The organism is Nocardioides alkalitolerans DSM 16699, assembly GCF_000426525.1.
GTDB lineage: Bacteria > Actinomycetota > Actinomycetes > Propionibacteriales > Nocardioidaceae > Nocardioides > Nocardioides alkalitolerans.
The window spans coordinates 1,122,377-1,141,160 of record NZ_KE384533.1; the positions used below are offsets into that span (position 1 = coordinate 1,122,377).

The 18,784-nt window shown below is 74.7% G+C and carries 20 protein-coding genes; 13 read left to right on the top strand and 7 right to left on the bottom strand.

Annotated features, from left to right (window positions below; all coding sequences use genetic code 11):
• Positions 1-94: 94 nt before the first annotated feature.
• The 3 genes from K329_RS0122170 to K329_RS0122180 all read right to left on the bottom strand — a co-directional run bounded on the left by K329_RS0122170 (position 95) and on the right by K329_RS0122180 (position 2,419).
• Positions 95-826: a class I SAM-dependent methyltransferase gene (locus tag K329_RS0122170; protein ID WP_028474751.1), complete on the bottom strand. Its 732-nt coding sequence runs from the start codon at positions 824-826 to the stop codon at positions 95-97.
• Positions 827-870: 44 nt separating this feature from the next.
• Entirely contained in the window at positions 871-1,509 is a 639-nt protein-coding gene (locus tag K329_RS0122175; protein WP_028474752.1) for a VOC family protein, read from the bottom strand.
• Between the two features lie 103 nt (positions 1,510-1,612).
• Positions 1,613-2,419 (bottom strand): DUF3109 family protein, encoded by an 807-nt coding sequence (locus K329_RS0122180; RefSeq protein ID WP_245596654.1) that lies wholly within the window; start codon positions 2,417-2,419, stop codon positions 1,613-1,615.
• A gap of 75 nt (positions 2,420-2,494) precedes the next feature.
• On the opposite strand from K329_RS0122180, the gene K329_RS0122185 reads away from it, so the two are divergent.
• The 4 genes from K329_RS0122185 to proC are packed head-to-tail and all read left to right on the top strand — an operon-like array spanning position 2,495 to position 6,134.
• Positions 2,495-3,430: a Ppx/GppA family phosphatase gene (locus K329_RS0122185; RefSeq protein WP_028474754.1), complete on the top strand. Its 936-nt coding sequence runs from the start codon at positions 2,495-2,497 to the stop codon at positions 3,428-3,430.
• Entirely contained in the window at positions 3,427-4,248 is an 822-nt protein-coding gene (locus K329_RS0122190) for a sugar phosphate isomerase/epimerase family protein (RefSeq protein ID WP_028474755.1), read from the top strand. The genes K329_RS0122185 and K329_RS0122190 overlap by 4 nt, the downstream gene beginning before the upstream one ends.
• 51 nt (positions 4,249-4,299) lie before the next feature.
• Positions 4,300-5,235, top strand: a complete 936-nt coding sequence (locus K329_RS0122195) for a proline dehydrogenase family protein (RefSeq protein WP_028474756.1) — start codon at positions 4,300-4,302, stop codon at positions 5,233-5,235.
• Between the two features lie 38 nt (positions 5,236-5,273).
• Positions 5,274-6,134 (top strand): pyrroline-5-carboxylate reductase, encoded by an 861-nt coding sequence (gene proC / locus K329_RS0122200; protein WP_342665414.1) that lies wholly within the window; start codon positions 5,274-5,276, stop codon positions 6,132-6,134.
• Positions 6,135-6,137: 3 nt separating this feature from the next.
• Here the strand turns inward: proC and K329_RS0122205 are convergent, their stop codons facing one another.
• Complete coding sequence (locus K329_RS0122205) at positions 6,138-6,830, bottom strand: HAD family hydrolase (RefSeq protein WP_043644411.1); 693 nt, start codon at positions 6,828-6,830, stop codon at positions 6,138-6,140.
• Between the two features lie 158 nt (positions 6,831-6,988).
• Between K329_RS0122205 and K329_RS0122210 the strand changes: the two genes are divergently transcribed.
• The 5 genes from K329_RS0122210 to K329_RS0122230 all read left to right on the top strand — a co-directional run bounded on the left by K329_RS0122210 (position 6,989) and on the right by K329_RS0122230 (position 11,090).
• Positions 6,989-8,179, top strand: coding sequence for an acetoin utilization protein AcuC (locus K329_RS0122210; RefSeq protein WP_043644414.1), 1,191 nt, complete (start codon positions 6,989-6,991; stop codon positions 8,177-8,179).
• 171 nt (positions 8,180-8,350) lie between these two features.
• Positions 8,351-8,587: a helix-turn-helix domain-containing protein gene (locus K329_RS0122215; protein ID WP_425411493.1), complete on the top strand. Its 237-nt coding sequence runs from the start codon at positions 8,351-8,353 to the stop codon at positions 8,585-8,587.
• A 140-nt stretch (positions 8,588-8,727) separates the two neighbouring features.
• Complete coding sequence (locus K329_RS30540; protein WP_008356322.1) at positions 8,728-8,829, top strand: 30S ribosomal protein bS22; 102 nt, start codon at positions 8,728-8,730, stop codon at positions 8,827-8,829.
• Positions 8,830-8,854: 25 nt separating this feature from the next.
• On the top strand, positions 8,855-9,943 hold the full coding sequence (locus tag K329_RS28825) for an NAD-dependent epimerase/dehydratase family protein (RefSeq protein ID WP_084541510.1): 1,089 nt from the start codon (positions 8,855-8,857) through the stop codon (positions 9,941-9,943).
• Positions 9,936-11,090, top strand: a complete 1,155-nt coding sequence (locus K329_RS0122230; protein WP_028474761.1) for a lysophospholipid acyltransferase family protein — start codon at positions 9,936-9,938, stop codon at positions 11,088-11,090. The genes K329_RS28825 and K329_RS0122230 overlap by 8 nt, the downstream gene beginning before the upstream one ends.
• A gap of 183 nt (positions 11,091-11,273) precedes the next feature.
• Here the strand turns inward: K329_RS0122230 and K329_RS0122235 are convergent, their stop codons facing one another.
• The 3 genes from K329_RS0122235 to K329_RS0122245 all read right to left on the bottom strand — a co-directional run bounded on the left by K329_RS0122235 (position 11,274) and on the right by K329_RS0122245 (position 14,487).
• On the bottom strand, positions 11,274-12,467 hold the full coding sequence (locus K329_RS0122235) for a DUF5667 domain-containing protein (RefSeq protein WP_028474762.1): 1,194 nt from the start codon (positions 12,465-12,467) through the stop codon (positions 11,274-11,276).
• A gap of 100 nt (positions 12,468-12,567) precedes the next feature.
• A complete protein-coding gene (locus tag K329_RS0122240) occupies positions 12,568-13,386 on the bottom strand; it encodes a sigma-70 family RNA polymerase sigma factor (RefSeq protein WP_028474763.1) in 819 nt (272 codons plus the stop codon).
• A gap of 153 nt (positions 13,387-13,539) precedes the next feature.
• The gene (locus tag K329_RS0122245) at positions 13,540-14,487 is read right to left on the bottom strand and encodes an HAD family hydrolase (RefSeq protein ID WP_211225931.1); all 948 of its coding nucleotides are present in this window, start codon (positions 14,485-14,487) and stop codon (positions 13,540-13,542) included.
• Positions 14,488-14,572: 85 nt separating this feature from the next.
• On the opposite strand from K329_RS0122245, the gene K329_RS28830 reads away from it, so the two are divergent.
• The 4 genes from K329_RS28830 to K329_RS0122265 are packed head-to-tail and all read left to right on the top strand — an operon-like array spanning position 14,573 to position 18,751.
• Positions 14,573-16,237, top strand: coding sequence for a class I adenylate-forming enzyme family protein (locus tag K329_RS28830; protein WP_043644417.1), 1,665 nt, complete (start codon positions 14,573-14,575; stop codon positions 16,235-16,237).
• Positions 16,234-16,530: a glutaredoxin family protein gene (locus K329_RS0122255; RefSeq protein WP_052337228.1), complete on the top strand. Its 297-nt coding sequence runs from the start codon at positions 16,234-16,236 to the stop codon at positions 16,528-16,530. The genes K329_RS28830 and K329_RS0122255 overlap by 4 nt, the downstream gene beginning before the upstream one ends.
• A 35-nt stretch (positions 16,531-16,565) precedes the next feature.
• Positions 16,566-17,186, top strand: a complete 621-nt coding sequence (locus K329_RS0122260; protein WP_028474766.1) for a hypothetical protein — start codon at positions 16,566-16,568, stop codon at positions 17,184-17,186.
• Positions 17,183-18,751 carry a hypothetical protein gene (locus tag K329_RS0122265; protein ID WP_028474767.1) on the top strand — a complete coding sequence of 523 codons (1,569 nt, stop codon included), beginning with the start codon at positions 17,183-17,185 and terminating at the stop codon, positions 18,749-18,751. The genes K329_RS0122260 and K329_RS0122265 overlap by 4 nt, the downstream gene beginning before the upstream one ends.
• Positions 18,752-18,784 lie beyond the last annotated feature (33 nt).

Here is an 18,784-nt window from a genome sequence, read left to right on the forward strand (position 1 = left end):
GCCGGACTGTGCGCACGAAACCGGTGCTCCACGCCCTGGATGTCGGTCGCAGAGTGGCGGTTTCGCCGCTCGAGCGGCGAAACCTCCAGGTGGCTCAGAACCGCTTCCACCAGAGGTTGACGGCGTAGTCGACGCCGGTGCCCTCGTGCTCGGCGAGGATCGCGTCGGCGGTGGCCGGGTCGAACTCGATGCGCACGACGGCTTCGAGGTCGGCGCGGCTGTCGAAGGTCCAGGCGATGTCGAGCGGCTCGCGGTTCCAGCCGTGCTGCGACCAGAAGCGCTCCTGGACCTCCGGCGGGTCGAGGTCCGGGTAGCCGCGCCGGAACCACCGGCCGAAGGTCGAGCGCGAGCCGTCGTTGTCGATGACGAAGGCGGTGCCCCCGCGTCGTACGACGCGTGCCAGCTCGGCCAGGCCGGGCTCGCAGCCCGGGCCGAAGAAGTAGGCCCACCGCGCCTGCACCACGTCGACCGAGCGGTCGGGCAGCGGGATCTCCTGGGCCGACCCGACGAGCACCTCGATGCCGGTCCGGCCCCGGGTGCGCCGGCGCGCCAGCATCGCGAGGTGGGGGTGGGGCTCGACGCCGACGACCCGGGCGGCCCCGCCGCCGTACGCGTCGCCCGCGGCCCAGCGGGGCAGGTGGAACCCGGCGCCGCAGCCCAGGTCGAGCAGCGTGCGGCCCGACCAGTCGTCGATGCCGCGCATGGTGCGCTCGACGACCCCGGCCCGGTCGACGCCGGTGTTCTCCAGCTCGTACGTCGCCGTGTGCTCCCAGATGTTGGGGCTCGGGATCGTGCCCCGGGGCGCCCCGGGCGGGAGGGAGGTCATCGACGGGAGGACGGCGCGGAGCCGGTGTCGCAGGCGGTGGCGGGTCAGATGCGGACGAGCCCGGCGGGCGTCTGCACCTGGACGGCGAGGACGCCGGGGGTGCCGTGCGGGGCGACCCACTCGACCTTGATGTCCTCGAGCGGGGACTCGACCGACTCGCCGAGCCACTCGCTCACGCGGTGCGGGTCGCCCGCGATCTCGAGGCAGGCCAAGGAGTAGTCCTGGTCGGCGCCGGCCCCCGGGTGCAGGTGGCGCGGCGACTCCCAGTGCACGAAGAACGGCAGCTGCGGGTCGGCGATGAGGCCGTTGACACCGATCTGCTTCCAGGTGAGCTCGGTGCCGTCGGGGCGGTGCCGGTTGCCCTTGACCGCCGTGCGCCCGAGGCGCTTCTCGACGCGGCTGATGTCGCCGACCGCGACGACCCAGCCGAGCCACCCGCCGCCGAGGGCGGAGCGGGCGCGGACGGCCTGGCCGAACGGCGCCTTGTCGGAGGCCGGGTGGTCCAGCACCTCGACGACCTCGATGTAGGTGTCCCCGGCGAGGCCGAGGGTCATGTTCCGCGTGCCGAAGCGGGGGTGGACACCCCCGTCGACGAAGTCACGGCCGAGCAGCTTCCCGAGACGCTGGGCGGTGCCGGCCAGCCCGTCGGGGCCGGCGGCGTAGGAGAGATGGTCCAAGCGCATGGGGAGATTCTCGGGGAGGCCCGACCGCGTGCCCGCGCCGGGGTTCAGGTCTCTTGACGTCGAGAGGCCGGGTGTCATGACGGCACCGGGTGCCGTATGTGGCTCAGCGGGGGTCGGCGGGATGCAGCGCCAGCGCCGAGCGCGACCGCACGTGGGCCTCGCAGTGCGTCACGAGCGCGGCGTACCCGGCCGCCCCCATGAGCTCGGTGAGCTCCGCGGCGCTGGTGACGTAGAGCGGCTCCGGCGCGACGTGCGCGACGGGGTTGCCGGTGCAGTACCAGTCCAGGTCGTGACCGCCCGGACCCCAGCCGCGGCGGTCGTACTCGGTGATGGTGACCTCGCTGTACGTCGTGCCGTCCGCCCGCTCGACGTCCCGGAACGTGCGGCGCAGCGGCAGCTGCCAGCACACGTCGGGCTTCGTCTCGAGCGGGTTGCGACCCTGCTGGAGCGCCAGCGAGTGCAGCGCGCAGCCCTCGCCGCCCGCGAAGCCCGGCCGGTTCGCGAAGACGCACGCCTCCTGGCCGTCGACCTCGATGGTGAGGGTCTTGCGCGCGCCCTCCTCGTCGGTCGTCACCCAGTGCTTGCGCTGGATCGTGCGCACGTCCGGGCGGTGCTGCCAGGTCGCGGCGTCGAGCTGCGCGACGTACGTCGCCACCCGGCGCTCGTCGTCGCGGTCGGAGAAGTGGGCGCCCAGCGTGCAGCAGCCGACGTCGGGGGCGCTCGCGTAGATGCCGGCGCAGCCGCCGCCGAAGATGCACGTGTAGGCGGAGGTCAGCCAGGTGAGGTCGCAGCGGAACACCTGCTCGGCGTCGTCGGGGTCGACGAACTCGACCCAGGCGCGCGCGAAGTCGAGGGGCACCTCGGGCGGCGGGGGAGCGGGGGAGGGGGAGGCCGGGGCCTGGTCGGGCACGGCGACAGCGTACGTCCGCACCGCAGCACGGGCCGTGCAGCGCTACCGTTGCCCCATGGCGGGTGTGAGGCAGGCATGAGGCTCGGAGTGCTCGACATCGGGTCCAACACGGGGCACCTGCTCGTCGTGGACGCCCACGGGGGCGCGGCGCCGCTCCCGGCGTACTCCTACAAGGAGCCGCTGCGGCTGGCGGAGCACCTCGACGCGAGCGGGGCGGTGACCCAGGTGGGTGTCGACGCGCTCGTCGCGTTCACCGCCCAGGCGCAGGTCGTCGCGGAGGACAAGGGCTGCGAGGAGATGCTGCCGTTCGCCACCTCCGCGGTCCGCGACGCCACCAACTCCGACGCCGTGCTCGCCGAGGTCGAGGCCCGCACCGGGCTGCGCCTCAGCGTGCTCGCGGGCGAGGACGAGGCCCGCCTCACCTTCCTCGCCGTGCGCCGCTGGTTCGGCTGGTCGGCCGGCCGGCTCGCCGTCTTCGACATCGGCGGCGGCTCGCTCGAGATCGCCGGCGGCTCCGACGAGGCCCCCGACGTGGCGTGGTCGCTGCCGCTGGGCGCCGCCCGCCTGGCCCGCGAGTTCTTCGCGCACGGCGTGCCCGACGAGGAGCACGTGCGCGCCCTGCGCCGACGCATCCGCGCCGACATCGCACGCGACGCCGGCAACCTGCTGCGCGCCGGTACGCCGGACCGCGCGGCCGCCTCCTCCAAGACCTTCCGCTCGCTCGCCCGCATCTGCGGCGCCGCGCCGTCGTCCGAGGGCCATCTCGTGCCGCGGCTGCTGCCGGCCCAGGCGCTGTCGGAGTGGATCCCCAAGCTGATGGCGATGAGCGACGACGAGCTGGCCGACCTGCCGGGCGTCTCGCCGAGCCGCACCCACCAGATCGTGCCGGGGGCGCTCGTCGCCGAGGCCGTGATGGACATCTTCGGCCTCGAGTGCCTCGAGATCTGCCCGTGGGCGCTGCGCGAGGGCGTCATCATCGAACGCTTCGACCAGCTGAGCATCCTCGGTTGACGACGCGCTCGCGGCCGGGTGCGCCGCACGTCGGGCTCTCGAGCTCCTCGGTCTACCCCGAGGGGACGGCCCGGGCGTTCGCCTACGCCGCCGAGCTCGGCTACGACGCCGTCGAGGTGATGGTGGGCATGGACGCGCTCAGCCAGCAGACCTCCGCGGTGGCCCAGCTCGTCGAGCAGCACGACGTGCCCGTCTGTGCCGTGCACGCGCCGTGCCTGCTCTTCACGCAGCGGGTCTGGGGCCTCGAGCCGTGGGGCAAGCTGCAGCGCTCGGCGGAGATGGCGCAGGCCCTCGGCGCCGACGTGGTCGTCGTGCACCCGCCGTTCCGCTGGCAGCGCGAGTACGCCCGGGACTTCGTCAACGGCATCGCCGCGCTCGAGGAGTCGAGCGGCATCGCGTTCGCCGTCGAGAACATGTATCCGTGGAAGGCGACGCCGCGGAAGGGCACGACCAAGGGGATGGAGATGTACGTCCCCGGCTGGGACCCGTCCGAGGAGAACTACGCCAACACCACCCTCGACCTCTCCCACGCGGCCACCGCCGGGTCGGACCCCGTCGCGATGGCCGAGCGCCTCGGCCGCCGGCTGCGCCACCTGCACCTGACCGACGGGTCGGGATCGGCGAAGGACGAGCACCTCGTGCCCGGGCGCGGCGTGACCGGGGCCGCGGGCCTGCTCCGCCACCTCGCCGGCACCGGCTTCGACGGCCACGTCGTGCTCGAGATCAATACCCGCAAGGCCGCCGGGCCGGAGCAGCGCGAGGCCGACCTCGCGGAGTCGCTGGCGTTCGCACGCGAGCACTTCACCCTCGAGGACTGACCGGGCGCGACCCCCGACGGGGCCGCAGCGCCGAGGGGTAGCGTGACGGGCATGTCCCTCCTGCGACAGCCCCTCCTCGCCCTCTCCCGCAGCGAGCAGGTCAAGCGCGCCGTCTCCACGCTGCCCGTCTCGGCGGCGGTCGTGCGCGGCTACGTGCCGGGCGAGACGGAGGACGACGCCGTCGCCGCCACCGCGGCGCTCGTCGACGACGGCCTGCTGGTGACGCTCGACTTCCTCGGCGAGGACACGGTCGAGGCCGCTCAGGCGGAGGCGACCACGACGACGTACCTGGGGCTGCTCGAGGCTCTCGCCGCCCGCGGGATGGCGCGCCGTGCGGAGGTCTCGCTCAAGCTCAGCGCGGTCGGCCGCGCGCTGCCCGACGGGGGCTTCGACCTGGCGCTCGAGAACGCCCACCGGGTCGCCGCCGCGGCCCGGGCGGTGGGCACGACCGTCACCCTCGACATGGAGGACCACGCCTCCGTCGACGACACGCTCGCGATCCTGCGCGAGGTGCGCAAGGAGTTCCCCGAGACCGGCGCGGTGCTTCAGTCCTACCTCCACCGCACCGAGTCCGACGCGCGCGACCTCGCCTACGAGGGCTCGCGGGTGCGGCTCTGCAAGGGCGCGTACGACGAGCCCAGCTCGGTCGCGTTCCGGGAGCGCACCGAGGTCGACAAGTCCTACGTGCGCTGCCTGCGCGTGCTCATGGCCAGCCAGGCCTACCCGATGATCGCGACGCACGACCCGCGGCTGGTGCGCGTCGCGCAGTCGCTCGCCAGCCGCCACGGCCGCCACCAGGGCACCTACGAGTTCCAGATGCTCTACGGCATCCGCCCCACCGAGCAGCTCCGCCTGGCCGAGAGCGGCGAGGCCATGCGGGTCTACGTGCCGTACGGCACCGACTGGTACGGCTACCTCACCCGTCGGCTCGCCGAGCGACCGCAGAACCTGTCACTCTTCCTCACGTCGTTGGTCTCGAAGAAGTAGACCCGCCCGCCCGCACCACCAGCCCGAAGCAGGAGCCCGTGACCACACCCCCCACGACCGATCTGCCCACCGGTCAGCCCACCGGTCAGCCCGACGCCACCCTCACCGCGGTGATCGGCGCGGGCGTGATGGGCGAGACCCTGCTCTCGGGCCTCATCCGGGCCGGTCGACCGGTCGACCGCCTGCTGGTCGGCGAGAAGCGGCCGGAGCGCGCCGAGGAGCTGCGCGGCCGGTACGGCGTGGAGGTCGCCGGCAACGTCGAGGTCACCGAGCGGGCCCGCACGGTCGTGCTCGTGGTGAAGCCGCAGGACATGGCCGCGGTCGTCGACGAGATCGCGCCGTCGCTGCGCCCCGGGCACCTCGTCGTGTCGCTGGCCGCCGGCATCACGACGGCGTTCATCGAGGCGCGCGTGCCCGACGGCGTCGCCGTCGTGCGGGTCATGCCGAACACCCCGGCCCTGGTCGACGAGGGCATGTCGGCCGTCTCCGGCGGCTCGCTGGCGAGCGAGGAGGACCTCGCCGAGGTCGAGGGCCTGCTCAGCGCGACGGGCAAGGTGCTCCGCATCCCCGAGAAGCAGCAGGACGCGGTCACCGCCATCTCCGGCTCCGGCCCCGCCTACCTCTTCTTCGTCGTCGAGTCGATGATCGAGGCCGGCGTGCACCTCGGGCTGCCCCGCTCGACCGCCACCGACCTCGTGGTGCAGACCGTGGTCGGCTCGGCCACGATGCTCCGCGAGACCGGCACCCACCCCACGGTGCTGCGCGAGCAGGTCACCTCCCCGGCGGGCACGACGGCCGCCGCCCTCCGCGAGCTCGAGATCCACGGGGTGCGGGCCGCGTTCCTCGCCGCCATGGAGGCCGCCCGCAACCGCTCGCAGGCGCTGGCCGGCGGCGCCTGAGACTCAGGCGCCCGCGAACTCCAGCTCGTCGAGGGAGCGCACGCGGCGCACGCCGACGCCGCGGTGCTCGTCGTACCGGTCGAGCAGCACGGCCGAGAGGCCCGCGCCGACCGCGCCCCGCACGTCGTTGGCGACCGAGTCGCCGACCATGAGGCAGGCCTCGGGGCGCACCCCGAGCGCGGCGCAGGCCGCCGCGTAGGCCCGTGGGTCGGGCTTGGCCGCCGGCAGTGCGGACGAGGCGAGCAGCGGCACGCCCAGCTCGTCGAGCAGGGCCGCGAGGCCGGTGCGCTCCACCTTGCGGCGCTGCTGTCGGGCGTCGCCGTTGGTGAGGACCCCGACGGCCAGACCCGCGCGACGGGCCCGTCGCACCACGCGGCGGGCGTCGTCGAACGCGCGCCACGCCGACTGGTAGCCCACGAGGTAGCCCGCGAACGCCTCGTCGGCGGCGACGTCGGAGCGCAGGTCGAGGTGGGGGAGGAAGCCGCGCACGCGGGCCCGGCGCTGCTCGGCGAACGTCAGCTCGCCCCGTTGGTAGGCGGTGTAGTGGCGCATCTCGAGCGCGGTCCACCGCGTCGCGACGTCGTCGGGCGCGTCGACCACCCCCATGCCGGCCGCCCAGGCGTCGAGCCCGGCGCGGGCGGCGCCCCGGTGGTCGACCAGGGTGTCGTCGAGGTCGAACAGCACACCGGTCAGCACCCGTCGGAGTGTGCCAGCGGCCACCGACAACGCGCACCCGGACGCGCGGTGACGCCCGACTCACCGCCCGCCTCACCTGCCACCTCACCGTCCGACCCGCCGCGCCCGGGCGGCACCCCGGGAGCGCGGCCGGTGGGGTGCGACTAGCGTCGTGCGGCATGACGGGCTGCGGCGGGCGCACGACGGTGGTGCACGACGACTCCCTCGTCGCCTACGACTTCGGCCCGGGCCACCCCATGAGCCCGCTGCGGGTCGACCTCACGATGCGGCTCGCGGCCGAGCTCGGGGTCACCGGACCGGGCGGGCTCGAGCTGGTGCGGGCACCGATGGCGTCGGCCGACCTCATCGGCACCGTGCACACCCCGTCGCTGATCGAGACGATGGAGCGCCTCGGCACCCGCGGCGGCCACGACCTCGCCCACGGCCTCGGCACCGACGACAACCCCGTGTTCCGCGACATGCACGTCGCCGGGGCCCACGTGGTCGGCGCGACCCACGAGGCGTTCCGGCAGGTGTGGTCGGGCGAGTCGGTGCACAGCGCCTCGATCTCCGGCGGCCTCCACCACGCGATGCGCGACCGGTCGAGCGGCTTCTGCCTCTACAACGACGTGGCCGTGGGCATCACGTCGCTCCTCGACGCGGGCGCGCAGCGCGTCGCGTACGTCGACGTCGACGTGCACCACGGCGACGGCGTGGAGCAGATCTTCTGGAACGACCCGCGCGTGCTGACGGTGTCGCTGCACGAGTCCGGCCGCACCCTCTTCCCGGGCACCGGGTGGGCCGACGAGACGGGTGGTCCCGACGCCCCCGGTACGGCGGTCAACGTCGCCCTGCCGGCCGGCACCGGCGACGGGGGCTGGCTGCGGGCCTTCCACGCGGTCGTGCCGCAGGTGCTCCGGGCGTGGCAGCCCGAGGTGCTGGTGACGCAGCACGGGTGCGACTCGCACGTGGAGGACCCGCTCGCGAACCTCCTGGTCAGCCTCGACGGCCAGCGCTCGACGTACGGCGCGCTCCACGACCTGGCCCACGAGCTCTGCGGGGGCCGCTGGGTGGTCACGGGCGGGGGCGGGTACGCCGTGGTCGACGTCGTGCCCCGGGCGTGGACGCACCTCCTCGGCATCGTCGCGGGCCGCCCCGTCGACGCGACGACGGCCACCCCGGAGGGCTGGCGCGAGCACGTGCGGCTGGTGGCGGGTCGGGCCGCGCCGTACCGCATGACCGACGGACGGGACGCCGCCTGGACCCCGTGGCGCGGGAGGTCGACGACCTGGCTCGACCAGGCGATCACGGCCACCCGGGACGGCGTCTTCCCGGCGCTCGGGCTGCCGCCGCGCGACCCGACGCTGTGAGTCGCCTGTGAGCGAATCCCACCGGTGTGAGTCGGCCTCCGGAACGTTCCGCAACGCGACACGCCGATGAAGTGGCGATTTATCTCGTCCACTCTTCCCCATCAGTCACACGAGGCTCTATTCTCACGGCAACCTCGTAGGTGAGCGGGGAGAGGCACGGGCGGAGCGCCGGTGCCTGGACAGAGAGAGCGGTGCAGCATGGTGGTCGACGGCCCCACGGGAGACATCTCCGGCGTCAAGTTCCTGACGGTCGCCGAGGTGGCTGCCGTCATGCGTGTCTCGAAGATGACCGTCTACCGGATGCTCCACGACGGCACCCTGCCCGCCGTCCGCGTCGGCCGGTCGTTCCGCGTCAAGCAGGAGGACGTCGACGAGTTCCTCCGCAAGAGCTTCTACGACGCCGGCTGAGCCTCGCCGCATCGTCCCGGAACGGCCCTCGGAAGGTTCGCGGGCGGCTGGTTTCGGCGCCTGACGGGCCTGCCGTTACGCTGGCCGTCTGTCGCCTCACGTCTTGTGCAGGCGACGCCTCGTTCGTGAAAGGTTCCTCCGTGGGTTCTGTCATCAAGAAGCGGCGCAAGCGTATGGCCAAGAAGAAGCACCGCAAGCTGCTCAAGAAGACGCGCGTGCAGCGTCGCAAGCTCGGCAAGTGAGTCAGCTCCGGGCGTGAGCTAGCCGATGGGCAGGGTCGTCCTCGTCACGGGTGTGTCCCGCGACCTCGGTCGTCGCTTCGCGCGAACGATCGCGGCTGACCCTGCCGTCGACCGGGTCATCGGTGTCGACGTCGTCCCCCCGCGGGGCGACATCGGCGACGTCTCGTTCGCCCGGGCCGACATCCGCACCCCCGTCATCGCGAAGGTCATCGCGAAGGAGGACGTCGACACCGTCGTCCACATGAGCGTGATCGCCTCGCCCGGCCCCAGCGGCGGACGCAACGCGATGAAGGAGCTCAACGTCATCGGCACGATGCAGCTGCTCGCTGCGTGCCAGAAGGCGGAGAGCGTCCAGCACGTCGTCGTGAAGTCGACGACGAGCGTGTACGGCGCCAGCAGCCGCGATCCCGCGATGTTCACCGAGGCCGTCGAGCCCCGGGTCGCGCGCGGCGGCTACGCGAAGGACGCGCAGGAGGTCGAGAGCTACGTCCGTGGCTTCGCCCGTCGGCGTCCCGACGTCCGGGTGCTGATGCTGCGGGCGGCCAACGTGATCGGTCCCTCCGTCGAGAGCCCGATGACGTCCTACCTGCGCCTGCCCGTCGTGCCGACGGTGCTGGGGTTCGACCCCCGGCTGCAGTTCCTCCTCGACGAGGACCTCCTCGCCGTCATGCGCCACGGGGCGCTCAGCGACGTCGCCGGCACCTTCAACGTGGCGGGCGACGGCGTCCTGACGCTGGCGCAGGCGATCCGCCGGATGCAGCGCCCCACGGTCCCGCTCCCCCCGGCCGCCCTCACGGGACTCGGCCGGCTGGTGCAGCGCGTCCGGGTCGCCGAGCTCTCGCCCGAGCTCGTCGCCTTCCTCACCTACGGCCGCGGGGTCGACACGACCCGCAGCCGGGTCGAGCTGGGCTTCACCCCCACCCACACCTCGGCCGAGGCCTTCGAGGTCTTCGCCGCCGGGCTGCACCGCACCTTCGCCGCCCCCGACCGGCTGCTGGCCGCGATCGAGAGCCGGGTCGCGCCGGTGGCGACGACCCTGGCGGCACCCGTCCGTCCGGTCCCGGTCGCACCTCCGCGGCCCACCGTCGTGCCCGAGGGGGGCCAGCATGGGTGACGCCGACATCATCCCGATCGGCACGCGCGGCCGACCGGGTCGCGGCACCGGCGGCCGTCGGCCGTCGTCGGCGTCGCGGGGTCTCGCCGGCGGCACGCCGCGCCCGCCGGTCGACCCGCCCGCCGACCCGCCCGCCGGTGACGACGACGCCCGCACCGACACCGCCGCGGAGACCGCCGGGACGTCCGCGGTCGACCGCCCTGCCGGCGGCGGCCGCGCCGCGACCACCACGCGGGACCGCGGGCCCCTGGCCGGCGTGCCGATCGGTGACTGGCTCGCGGCCTTCCAGCACGCGGCCGCCGAGCTCTTCGGCGAGGAGTCCGAGCAGCAGCTCGCGCGCTTCCTCGCGTTCCTGCGCCGCCGCGTGACCGGCGACTACGTCGTCGACGACTTCGGCTTCGACGCGGAGATGACGGAGCGCTTCTTCATCGCCGCCCTCCGCCCGATCGCCCAGAAGTGGTTCCGGGTCGAGGTGCGGGGCATCGAGAACATCCCCGCCACCGGCGGCGCGCTGGTGGTGTCGAACCACTCCGGCACCGTGCCCGTCGACGGCCTCATGACCATGGTGGCCATCCACGACCACGCCGGACGCTCCCTGCGCCCCCTCGGCGCCGACCTCGTCTTCCGGCTGCCCGTCGTCAGCACGATCGCCCGCCGCGCCGGCACCACCCTGGCCTGCAGCGAGGACGCGGAGCGCCTCCTGCGCGAGGGCGAGCTCGTCGGCGTGTGGCCCGAGGGGTTCAAGGGCATCGGCAAGCCGTTCTCGGAGCGCTACAAGCTGCAGCGGTTCGGCCGCGGCGGCTTCGTGGCCGCCGCCGTGCGCACCGGGGTGCCGATCGTGCCGCTCTCGGTCGTGGGCGCCGAGGAGATCTACCCGCTCGTCGGCAACCTGCCCTCGCTGGCGCGCCTGCTCGGGATGCCCTACGTCCCGATCACGCCGACGTTCCCGCTGCTGGGTCCGCTCGGCCTCGTGCCGCTGCCCTCGAAGTGGATGATGGAGTTCGGCGAGCCGATCCGCACCGACGAGTACGACGCGGGCGCGGCCGACGACCCCATGCTCGTCTTCAACGTGACCGACCAGGTGCGGGAGACCATCCAGCAGACCCTCTACACGCTGCTGATGGACCGCGGCGGCGCGTTCGGCTGACGGTCGGGCCGGTCCGCGGCCTCGCCCGGGCGTGCCGGTCCGCGTGGCCGGGTAGTCCGTGACGATCTGCCGGGCGACACGCCGTACCGGACGAGCAGACCGTCACGGACTACCCCGCCCGGGCGGCGTCGCTTCCTCGCTCACGTGCGGCGCAGCACCGCCGGGCCGGCGGACAGGAACCGCTCAGCGGCCGAGGCCGAGGAGCTGGTCGAGCGTCTGGGTGAGGGGCGACGTGAGCTGATCGAGGGGCTCCTGCAGCGGGCCGGTGAGGCCGGTGACGCCCTCGACGAGCCCGCTCGTGCCGCCGCTGCCCGAGCCGGACGGGGGCAGGATCGGCGGGACGTCGGGCAGGGTCGGGGACGTCTGCGGCGGCGTCGTCGGGCTGGGCGTGGACGGCGCCGGGGTGTCGCCGCTCGGGGCCTCGGACTCGGCGGGCGGCGCCTCGATCGGCGCCGGGTCGGTGCCGCCGGGTCCGCTGATGCTGCCGGGCGGGAGGTCGGCGAGGTCGAGGGTCGGGAGCTCGGGGAGCTCGCCCGCCTCGTCGGCGAGCGCGGCGGCAGCGCTCAGCGACAGCGGCAGCTCGAGCGGGTCGTCGCCGCAGGCGGCGCACTGGGCGAGCGCCTGCTCGTCGATCGCGACCAGGGCCGCCACGGCGTCGGCGAACGCCGCCTCCGCGTCGTCGCCCACCTGGGACTGCAGGCCCGACAGCGCGGCGATGCTCTCGGACACGAACGAGCGGACCTGGACGACGGGCGCGGTGTGACCGCTGTCGGCGGCGGCGCCGAGCAGGAGCGCGGCGGCGTCGTCGGCCTGGTCGGTGAAGGTCTCGAGCGAGCCGGGCACCTGCGCCCGGCTGGACGCCTCGTCGCGGGCGACGAGGCCCTCGACCTCGGCGAGGCGCTGGGCGGCGTGGCGCAGCGTCACCGTGCCCTTGGCCTCGTCGGTGAGGCTGATCGTGCCGCGGGCGCCCTCGAGCGCCCGCTTCACCGGGTAGAGGGAGTCACCGGGCAGGGCGTCCTGCGCGGCGTACGCCATCGTGCTCGAGGTGCCGGCGATCACCACGGCCGCGGCGACGGCGGCCACGCGGCGCTGGCGGCGCGGGGTCGCGTGCACGGGCAGGCGGAGGCGGTCGTCGTCGGCGGGGGCGGCGGCGGGCACGAGGGCGGTGTCGGCCTCGGCCATGAGGAGGGCGCGGAGGTCGCGGCTGAAGTCGGGGCGCGGCGACGCGGCCGTCGTCGCCGCCTCGGCGCGCAGCTGGGCGACGACGTCGAGGAGCGGTGCGAGCTCGGGAGCGGCCGGCGTCGTGCCGGAGGCACGGCGGGAGACCGCGGCGTCGAGCTCCTCGGCGCGGCGGCGAGCCGTGGGGAGGACGATCATGCGGGTGTTCCTGTCGGTTCGGTGGCCCTGCCCGTGGGAGGGGCGGACAGGTGCACTGTCCACCCCAACGAGGTCCGGGAACCCGAGGTTACGGTCGTCGTCACGGCTCTCTGATCCCGTCCGGCATCAGCTTCGCCAGGTTGCGGACGCCGCGCAGCTGCAGCTGCTTCACGGCCCCCTCGCTGCGCTCGAGCGCAGCGGCGGTCTCGGCGATGCTGAGCCCCTGGAGGAAGCGCATGACGAGGCAGTCCTGCTGCTCCTGGGGGATGCGTCCGAGGGCCTCCATGAGGATCTCGTTCGTCAGCGAGGCGAGGACCTCGGACTCGGGCCCCTCGTCGTGTCCGTCGTCGTGGACGCCCATGTCCTCGACCGTGTGCTCGAGGCGGGTGCGCCCCGCCTTGAAGTGGTCGGTGGTGAGGTTGCGCGCGATCGTCATCAGCCACGCGCCGAAGTCACGGCCCTGCCAGCGGAAGTCGCCCATGCGGCGCAGCGCGCGGAAGAACGTCTCCGACGTCAGGTCCTCGGCCAGCGGCACGGAGCGCGTGCGGTAGTAGAGGAAGCGGTAGACCGCGCCGTGGTAGTGGTCGTAGAGCAGCCCGAACGCGTCCTTGTCGCCGCCGCGGGCGAGCTCGACCAGGGCGATCAGGCGCTGCTGCTCCTCGGGGGAGTCCTCCGACGAGACCGCCTCGCCCGCGTCGTCCTGCGGGTCGTCGCCGGCCGGGCCCGTGGCCGTGCCGCCGGTGCCGCTCGTGCCGGCCTCGGTCGCTGCCGTGCCGGTGCCGTGCGTGGGGTCCGAGACCATCGTCGCGAGCACGACGCCGCCGGCGGGCACGACCAGGTGCTGCGGCGTCAACGCGTCGGCGACCAGCGCGCGCAACGCATCGAGGCCGCGCGCAGCGGCGTGCGTCTCCCAGCCCATCCCGTGCCCTCCCCAGCCCTCTCCCCAGAGGCATCCGGCCCAGGTTAGGCCGCGTGCGACACCTTGTGAACCGTTATCGGCAAACCATCGCGCCAGCGAAGGGAAACGGGCCGGACCGGCGCGAGACGGGCGTGGGGCAGGACCGGGGGAGCGTCAGCGCCGGACGCCGCGCAGCGCCACGCCTGCCGCGACGGCCCCCGTGACCGCGCCGGCCGTCGCCCCCACGAGCAGGCCGGCGCGCGCCGCCTTGCGTCCCGTGCGGTAGTCCCGGGTGCGCCAGCCGCGGGCGCGGGCGTGGGCACGCAGGCGGGCGTCGGGGTTGATCGCGCACGGGTCGCCGACGAGCTCGAGCAGCGGCAGGTCGTTGGCCGAGTCCGAGTACGCCGAGCAGCGGGCCAGGTCGAGGCCCTCGCGCTCGGCGAGCGCCACCACCGCCTCGCGCTTGGCCGGGCCGTGCAGCAGCTCGCCGACGAGGCGGCCGGTGTAGACGCCGTCGACGTGCTCCGCGACCGTGCCCAGCGCCCCGGTGAGGCCGAGCCGGCGCGCGATGATCGTGGCGATCTCGATGGGCGCCGCCGTGACGAGCCACACGCGCTGGCCCTCGTCGAGGTGCATCTGCGCCAGCGCCCGCGTGCCGGGCCAGATCTTCGCCGCCATGGCCTCGTCGAAGATCTCCTCCCCGAGCGACTCGAGCTCGCCCACGGTGTGGCCGGCGATGAAGCCGAGCGCGGAGCTGCGGGCGTCGGCCACGTGCTCCGGGTCCTCCACGCCGGCGAAGCGGAAGTAGGCCTGCTTCCACGCGGCGCCCAGGATCTGGCGGGTCGTGAAGAACTCGCGGCGGTGCAGCCCCAGGGCGAAGTGGAAGATGCTCGCGCCCTGCATGAGCGTGTTGTCGACGTCGAAGAACGCGGCCGTCGTCGGGTCGCGGCGCACGTCGAGGGCGGACTCCACCTCCGCAGCGGCCGCCGAGGCCTCGCCCGCGAGCCGCGAGCGACGCTTGAGGTCGGGCGCGCGTCGTACGCCCGCCGGCCGCGACTCCGGTCGCTCGGCGGGCGCCGTGAGGGGATCGGCGCGGGGGTCCTCGTCGTCGAGGTGGGGCACGGGGCAGAGCCTAGACCGATCTGCGGGCCCGGGTGGGCCACGTCACGCCCGGCCCGGGGTCAGGGGCGTGTGGAAGGATCGACGCATGTCGTCGGAAGCACAGCCGGCCTCGGTCGCCGACCTCCTCGCCCTCGGTGCCGCGCGCACGCCCGACCGCCCGCTCCTGACCTTCCCCGGCGCTGCCGGTGGGGCCGCGGACGACGGCGCGGGTCGCCGCGAGCTGACCTGGGCGGAGCTCGACGCCGAGGTCGACCGGGTCGCCACCGGGCTGGGCGACGCCGGTCTCGTCGCCGGCTACCGGGTGATGGTCGTGATGACCAACCGGGTCGAGCTGGTCGTCACCTACCTCGCGCTGCTGCGGGCCCAGGTGGTCGCCGTACCGGTCGACCCCCGCCTGCCCGCCGACGAGCTGGCCCGTCGACTGCGGTCCACCGGGGCACGGCTGGTCGTGGCCGACGGCCCGTCCGCCGACGCCGTCCGCGAGGCCGTCGCCACCCTCGCCGACCCGGCCGACACCGCTCCCCGGGTGGTCGTGGTGGGGGAGGAGTCCTACGAGCAGCTGCGGGCGACCGGCGTACGGCGTGCGCTGCCCGTGCGCGACCCCGAGGCGCTCTCGGTGCTCCTCCACACCGGCGACGCGGGCGGCGAGGCGGTCGCCGCGATGCTGACCCACCGCGCCCAGCTCGCGAACCTCCGCCAGGTCGGCGCCGTCGATCCTCCCCTGATGCGCGCCGACGACGTGGTCCTCGGCGTCCTGCCGCTCTTCCACGTCTACGGGCTCAACGCCGTGCTCGGCGGGGTCCTGCACGCGGGCGCGCGGCTGGTGCTCGCGACCGCGGGCGAGCCGCGGGAGATGCTCGAGCTCGTACGGCGCGAGGCCGTCACCGTCGTGCCCGTGGCCCCGGCGGTGTTCCGGCACTGGCTGGCGCAGCCCGACCTCGCCGAGCTGATGGCCGGCGTCCACGCGGTCGTCTCGGGGTCGTCGACGGTGCCGCCGCCGGTCGTGGCCGAGTTCACCGACCGCACCGGCCTCCCCGTGCACCAGGGCTACGGCCTGACCGAGGCGGCCCCCGTCGTCACCTCGACGCTCGTGCGCCCCCCGGAGGACGCCGCGGCCTCCGCCCGCCAGGACGACGGCCTCGGGGGCGGCCTCGACGACGGAGGGTCCGCCTGGTCGGTCGGCACCCCGGTGCCGGGCGTCGAGCTGCGCATCGTCGACGACGCGGGCGGTCCCGCCGCGCCGGGCGACCCCGGGCACATCGAGATCCGCGGCGACAACCTCTTCAGCGGCTACTGGCCCGACGGCCACGACGGTCCCCGCGACGACGGCTGGTGGTCCACCGGCGACGTCGGCCTGCTCGACGGTGCCGGCGGCCTGCAGCTCGTCGACCGCGCGAGCGAGACCCTCACGGTCTCGGGCTTCACCGTCTACCCCGTCGAGATCGAGCAGGTGCTGCGCGAGGTGCCGGGCGTGGCCGAGAGCGCCGTGATCGGCGTCGACGGCGACGACGGCCGCACCGCGGTCGTCGCCTACCTGCGCCCGGACGACGCCGCCCTCCTCGACGACGCGGGCGCCCGCGACGCCCTCGTGCAGCGGGCCGACGGCCACGCCGCCGCGGCGCTGGCGCCGTTCAAGCGGCCCACCCGCCTCGAGGTCGTCGCCACGCTGCCGCGCACCTCCACCGGCAAGGTGCGCAAGGGCCGTCTCCGCGTGCTCGAGCGTCGCCGCGCCCTGGAGCTGCTCGAGTGAGCGCGACCGACCCCGCGGGGTCCGGCGACGACGCCCCCGCGCGGGTGACCCTGTTCGGCCGCGAGGGGTGCCACCTCTGCGAGGAGGCGCGCGCCGTCGTCGCCCGCGTCTGCGCCGACCTGGGCGAGCGGTTCGTCGAGGTCGACATCGACGAGGACGACGAGGCCACCACCGCCGCCGGCGTGCTCGACGACGAGATCCCCGTGACCTTCGTCGACGGCCGCCAGCACGACTTCTGGCGGGTCGACGAGACCCGGCTGCGAGCGGCGCTGGCGGTCCGACCGGGCGACTGAGCCCCGCCGCCCCGGGCCGCCTATCATCGGCCCCCATGCCCGGGAACGCGCGTGCCGACGAGGCACCTGACACGTCGGCGGTCGACCGACCCCGCGGGCGACGTCGTTCGGCGCTGCTCGCCGCCGCGCTCCTCCTCGCCCTCGTCGTGGCCAGCGCCCTCGGGAGCTCCTTCGGGCGGGCCGACCCGACCGGCAGCTACCGGCCGGAGCTGGTGGGCGACACGATCAAGGACGGCTGCTACCCGCTCCCGGGCGGCGCGCAGCTCGGCTTCCCCTACGTGGTGCGCACCGACGGCGACGTCGTCGGGGCAGACGGGCCGCGCCGCCACCTGGTGCTGCACTGGTCGGAGGTCGACCGCGACGAGGTGGTCGCCGGCCTCGAGTCCGCCTTCGCCGAGGTCGGCCTCACCGACGCGACCCGGTCCGACGACGGCACCCTGACGCTGGCCGGCACCGTCGACGGCGCGCCCGTCGAGGTGCGCGCCACGCTCACCGACATCGACAACCCGTCGCCCGACCCGATCGTGCGCGGCCGGGTCGAGCTCGACCTGCCCGTCGCCGAGCGCGCCCCGGACGCCCCGGCGACCTGCGACGACAAGTTCACGACCAAGCGGTTCCCCACGGGTCCCGAGCGCCACGACGGAGACGCCCTGTGAGCACCACCGCCCCCGAGCGGCCCCGCCCCACGCCGACCGGTGGCGGGACCGGCCGCTGGACCGCCCGGTGGGCCGGCCTCGGCCGCCCCGACCGCATCCTGCTCGGCCTCGTCGGGGCGCACGTGCTCGTGAAGCTGAGCGCGTTCCTCCTCGTCGGCACGTCCCCGCTCCACGGCGACGAGGCGGCGTACGTGAACGGCGGCATGGCGCTGTCGAACCTGCTGCGCGACCTCGGCTCGCTGACGACGCCCGACACCGCCGAGCTGAGCCAGAACGTCGTGGCCAGCGGCTGGTTCATGCCGGGCATCTCGCTCCTGCTGACGCCTCTCTACCTGCTCGTGCCCGACGCCGACGTCGGACTCATGCGCGCCTACGTCGGCATCATCACGTCCGTCGTGCTCCTCGTGGCGGCGCTGCGGGTGCGCCGGGTGCTCGGGCCCGGGTTCGCGGGCGCGCTGCTCGTCATGCCCGGTCTCGTGCCGATGTGGGCCGCGTTCTCGATGGCCACCTGGGGAGATCTGTTCGCCGGCCTGCTCATCGTGCTGCTGCTGGTGCGGCTCGTCGAGCTGAGCCGCCTGCTGCGGGCCGGGACGGCACCCTCGCTCGGCGACGGCGTGCGGCTCGGCCTGCTCTGCATCGCCGTCGTCTACTTCCGCTCCAGCGCGTCGCTGCTCGTCGCCGGCCTCGGCGTCCTCACGCTGGTCGCGGCCCTCGCGCTGCTGCGGGGCCGCGAGCGGGTGCGGGCGGTCCTGTCGTCGGCCCTCGCGGGCGTCGCCTTCCTCGCCGTGCTGGCGCCGTGGTCGTACGTCGCCTCCGAGGCCCTCGACGGCCCGGTGCTGACGACGACCTCGGTGCCCACCGTGCTCGCCAACACCTTCGGCAAGCGCCAGGAGGTCTGCTTCGGCGAGTGCGACCCCGGCTCCACCATCTGGTTCTCGCCGCTGCGCTACTCCCGCGAGACCGGCGCCGTGAGCGGCCACACCGAGGCCGAGGTCGCCGACCAGATGTCGGCGTACGCACGCCGCGACGTCACGCCGAGCAGCTACTCCGCCGACGTGCTCCACAACCTCGGGGCCTACGTCTGGGATCCGCCGCGCTTCTACCGGTGGCTCGACGCCCCGGCCGGGCCGCTGCGGGCGGTCTCGGCGGTCGTCACCTGGACGATGGTCTGGGTCGCGTTCCTCGTCGGCATCGCACTGCTCTTCACGATCGTGCGGCGGCCCCGGGACGCCCAGGTGGTGAGCGTGCTGCTCACGGTCTCGCTCGGGTCGCTGCTGACGCAGCCCTTCGTGCACGTGGCCGGTCCGCGCTACTGGACGACCGCGGCCCCGGTGCTCGGCCTGGCCGCGGCGCTGCTGTGGCAGGAGCGCGTACGACGCCGCACCGCCGCCGCCGTACCTGCCGCCGCACCGGCCGACGAGCACGCGGGCCTGCCCGAGGAGCGCCACCACCTCGACGAGGTCTGGGGGCGCTGGCTCACGGGCCTGCAGGTGGTGCTCGCGGCGGCGACGGCCCTCGTGGCGGTCGGCCTCGTCGCGCTGGCGCTGCCGACGTACCTCGGCTGAGGGGCGCCGTCCGCGCACAGCCGGCACCCAGCC